Source organism: Gammaproteobacteria bacterium, from assembly GCA_027296625.1.
Taxonomy (GTDB): Bacteria; Pseudomonadota; Gammaproteobacteria; order JAKEHO01; family JAKEHO01; genus JAKEHO01.
This window is the reverse complement of sequence record JAPUIX010000162.1, coordinates 1-3,053: the sequence shown is the minus strand read 5'-3', so window position 1 is coordinate 3,053 and position 3,053 is coordinate 1. Positions and strand designations below refer to the sequence as shown.

At 54.0% G+C, this 3,053-nt stretch carries 5 protein-coding genes; 2 read left to right on the top strand and 3 right to left on the bottom strand.

Going from position 1 to position 3,053, the window contains the following annotated elements; genetic code table 11:
- Positions 1-18 precede the first annotated feature (18 nt).
- The gene (locus O6944_10015; protein ID MCZ6719471.1) at positions 19-321 is read right to left on the bottom strand and encodes a DUF2061 domain-containing protein; all 303 of its coding nucleotides are present in this window, start codon (positions 319-321) and stop codon (positions 19-21) included.
- A 333-nt stretch (positions 322-654) separates the two neighbouring features.
- Here O6944_10015 and O6944_10010 point away from each other — a divergent pair, with 333 nt between their 5' ends.
- Together O6944_10010 and O6944_10005 are read left to right on the top strand one after the other, a co-directional pair.
- Complete coding sequence (locus O6944_10010) at positions 655-1,659, top strand: dienelactone hydrolase family protein (protein ID MCZ6719470.1); 1,005 nt, start codon at positions 655-657, stop codon at positions 1,657-1,659.
- A gap of 100 nt (positions 1,660-1,759) precedes the next feature.
- Positions 1,760-1,948: a hypothetical protein gene (locus O6944_10005; protein ID MCZ6719469.1), complete on the top strand. Its 189-nt coding sequence runs from the start codon at positions 1,760-1,762 to the stop codon at positions 1,946-1,948.
- Between the two features lie 134 nt (positions 1,949-2,082).
- Here O6944_10005 and O6944_10000 read toward each other — a convergent pair whose 3' ends face one another.
- Positions 2,083-2,502, bottom strand: a complete 420-nt coding sequence (locus tag O6944_10000; GenBank protein ID MCZ6719468.1) for a hypothetical protein — start codon at positions 2,500-2,502, stop codon at positions 2,083-2,085.
- Between the two features lie 121 nt (positions 2,503-2,623).
- Positions 2,624-3,053 (bottom strand): thermonuclease family protein (locus O6944_09995; protein ID MCZ6719467.1); only part of this gene is annotated, 430 nt, incomplete at its 5' end.

The following is a 3,053-nucleotide window of genomic DNA, read 5'->3' as shown; positions in this document are numbered from 1 at the left end:
CATGAGAAAACCGGTTGGTCAATGATCGAAGTAACCAAGCTCTTCGAGCTGTCGGCGTATGAGCATTTTATGCTCGTCGGTCAGTTCTTTACTAACGTCGAGTTCGGCGAGCGGGTGAACGATCTTACCAAGCGCAATTACCGTCCAAACACGCTCATGAAAATAATAGACAAAGATCTTCACAAGTGAGTCAAGAATCCCGACACTGACGGACAGGGCGGCTTCACGAGTGATGATAAATACGATGCTCGCGGTAACGAGAGAAGCGATCAGCCTCCACGTTAGCGCTTTCAGAATGCTCCGAAGTCTGGTTTCTCTCATCGATGACCTCTGCCCGCTAAATGTGCGCCCCCCGGATACGTAGCAAAAACCGGGCCAACACGCACACGACTACTTACGGGTGTAACGAGCTTATATGAGAAAAGACCTGTGAAGGGTACGTGATCAGATCACTTCCAACCTCGAGCGGGCTTGGGAAATTACGGGCAGGAGGGAGGATGAGCTAACTGGAGTGATGGTGCAGATAAGCCAGGTGGTGGCGAAGCAGTTCAAATAAACCCTGTACTACGCTTCCCGCAAAGCGCCGGGGGGAGCCGCCGCATGAAAAGGGGCGTAACATATACTCGTCCATTCACCTCGATCAGAAGATGTCGATTGAAAACTCTTAGCCCACCGCTAATGTTTTTAGGCGGGCGCCGTGTCTCGCTGGTCTTGGTGGCGTTGATAATCGTCTGGACCGGTCAAACAGAAGGCGGGCGCGGAACTTACTCAAAGAAAACCGCGCCGCTGACCTGGCAACACATGACGTACTATCTTCCCGCAAGTGCCACCAAGTCTGGCGATACTGAGAGGTTTGCAAACGTGTACAAGGACCCCGTCGGTTGGGGTGACTCGGTACGCAATCAAAAACTAAAATCCAACGTGAAGCTCCCGGCCGTCGTTTACCTACATGGTTGCGGGGGACTAAAGGGCGCAGGGGATCGTTGGGGACCTATGCTGGCCGTTTTTGGCTTCGTAGTCTTTCAACCGGACAGTTTCGCACGGCCTGGTCGAGTAGAACTTTGTGGGGACGGAGATATGACTGGGCGTCAGCTACTGCGAATCCAGGAGATCAAGTACGCAGTTTCGCAGATGAGAGAGTTGCCATGGGTCGACCAAGACCGGCTGGTATTGATGGGGTTTAGTGAAGGCGCGCAGGCCGTGGCTGTGTATCGGGGACGCGAGTTCGTCGCGCATATCTTCATCGGAACCGACTGCCGCCATGGTGGTGGCAAGCGCCGCGGGATTCCAGCGCTTAACATCGTCGGTAGCGCGGATGAATTGGGCTACGGCGGAGGGTGTGGGATCTGGCGCGACAAGCGCGGATCCAAGCGTGTCATTATCGGGGGCGCTCCCCACGACGTGTCAAGCGAACCCGAAGCTCTTGCAGCTGTGTCCGAGCTCCTGGAGAAATGTTGCGGCAAAGCTCCGACAAAAAGCGCCGCCGCTGACCTCAATGTGCACCTCACCGCAGAACGAATCGTCGAGGAATACGGAAACATGGCGCCGTTGCACGCACTTCTCAAATCCGATGAGGCTCTAGCGATGGGTGATCGAACCGGCCAGAAAACGTGGCTGGGAGTTAGGGAAGCCACTCTCGAGCTGTTGAAGCCGCAATAGCGAAAAACTCGACGGGCACAGGTTCCTCGATAAACCCAACGGCGACCCTATCCTAATAGACCTTTTGTTTGCCCTTTATCAACCCAGGGAAGGATGTGCCATGAACCCGTTCGCTACCGTTGCATTGCTTGCGATTGTTATTGCGCAGATTTCTATGGCGTATATGGCTATCCAACCAACACCGGAACAGATACACTTGCTGGAACTGCAACAGCACTGCAAGGAGCAGGCTAAGAAGGACCCTGCTGTTGATGCGTACTTTGTTTGTGTAAGCAGGCTAAGCAGATAGGCCGCGGATGACGGCGTTGGGTATTGAGAGCTTTTTCTAAGTCCTATTTCTACGTCGCCCCACCCATCCAAGCCCGGCGAGGCCGCGCGTGAGAGACTGTCAGCGGAGTTCAGTACCAACACGCGGTCACTTGGTTAGCCAACCCTGCGTGGCCCACCACGCATTTCTTTGATGGTCCACAATACCAGCAAGAGCCCAAAAGCCGCGAATAGGACACCAGTCCCTGTCCCCGCGATGTACTTTCCTTGACTTATGGAACCAAAGAGATGGTGAATCTCAGAAATGAATAGAGCGCCAAAGAAAATGAGTACGCCATGCTGATATTTGCCCCCTCGCAGAAGAAAATACGTCGTTAAAAACCAGGCCACTGAAATGAAGGCCGCAAGGACCAAGAACGCCTTTTCAGGTGGGTCAAACAAGTTCTGAAATGGCAGGAAATAAGACTTCACCACGGCGAAGGCTTCGTTAAAACCAAAGAGCCACTGCTCAAGGACGTGAACAAGCCCCACTGGAACAGCAAGAAGAAAGAGATTTCGCAAGCGGCTTGAAACCATTGGCATCTGCATTGGTTTGGCTAGCTACGTTAGTATATACCCAGCCGCGTGAGATTATAGGCAATCCTTCGCAATAGCCGCGCCCCTTTTCTGGGCCGCTGAGCTCAAGCGTTAGATTGACCTACCGCAATCTCTGCCGCCGCCCCTCCCACGGCGACATCGGATTCTTGTCCTGCCACAGACCCAGTCGGTCAGTGCGTGCCTGATCCTCTGCTTTGGCATAGAGCTTTCTGTTCTCTCGACTCAACTCCTTCTGATAATGCCGGTAGAACCAAGCCATCCCTGCCTTGACCTGCGCAAGGTTCACATCTTGTCCGTCTACGATGACAAATCCCACAATCCGCCTGTAGCGATCCCGCTTGTCCCATTTCACGGTGACGGCCTTGCCTGCGACGAGACTCGCCGGATGATTTCTTGAGGCATTGCCAAAGGCTTGTTTTCGCTCAGGGGCGTCGATGCCTTGCAACCGGACGCGGTACTGGGTGTTAGTGCTATCGAGGACGGTGATGTTGTCGCCATCGGCTACCTTAACGACCTTGCCGGTGAGGGTG